The following is a 920-nucleotide window of genomic DNA, read 5'->3' on the forward strand; positions in this document are numbered from 1 at the left end:
CTCGGCCAGATCACCTTCGGCAATCCGAGCAATCCGTCGGCGACGGGGGCCATCAACCTGCTGCCGGGCAGCATCACGTCGGTGTCGGCGGGCGGCACGCTGATCCCCTATGGCGCGCCGCTCGGCAACACCGACTGGATCTACGGCACCGACAGCAGCGGCGGGCCGATCGCGCTGGATGCGCCGCCGGCCAAGACGATCTCGTTCTATGGCAAGGCGCTGACCGTGGCGGGCGCGACCGGCGGGACGGCCGCCGCACGTATCGACGAGTCTGGCGGCGGCGATCTCTATGGCGCACAGTTCGTCGGCGGCGCCGGGGGCTCGGTCGATACGCTCAACGGCACCCAGACATTTGCGATCCTGCCGAGCCTCGGCAATCGCTATGCGCCGCGCGATCCGCTGATGCAGCTCAGTGATCCGACGCAGATGGCATCAGCGCCGATCGGCCTGCAGGTCGGCCAGCAGGTTTATCTCAGCAGCATCCCCGGACTGCCAGCCGGCACCTACACTTTGCTGCCGGGGCGCTACGCCTTGCTGCCCGGTGCCTACAAGCTCACCGTGGCGGCGAGCCAGACCACCGCTGCCGGGCTCGTGACTGGCGCGCTGCGCAATGGCTCCTACCAGGTGGTGGGCTATGGCACGGTTGCCAATACCAACCTGCGCGACGCACTGCCGTCGCTCTATACCGTCACGCCGGGCGCGGTGGTGCGCCAGCAGTCGCAGTACAACGAGACCACGATCAGCCAGTTCTTCGCATCCCGGGCGGCCGCAAGCGGCATCGCCGCGCCGTATCTGCCGATCGATGCCGGCCAACTCGTGATCAATGTCATCAACAGCCTGTCGCTGCCAGCGGCTGGTGGCTTCGGGAATTTCACCACCCCGGCAGGCGGCCGCGGCGGGCAGGTCGATATCGTGGCGTC

1 protein-coding gene is annotated in these 920 nt (G+C 68.0%); it reads left to right on the forward strand.

What is annotated here, in order from left to right; genetic code table 11:
• Positions 1 to 920: hypothetical protein (locus AB4Z37_RS32930; RefSeq protein ID WP_441520871.1), on the forward strand; the 920-nt coding region annotated here is incomplete at both ends.

It is taken from the genome of Bradyrhizobium sp. 2TAF24, from assembly GCF_052115025.1.
Classification (GTDB): domain Bacteria; phylum Pseudomonadota; class Alphaproteobacteria; order Rhizobiales; family Xanthobacteraceae; genus Bradyrhizobium_A.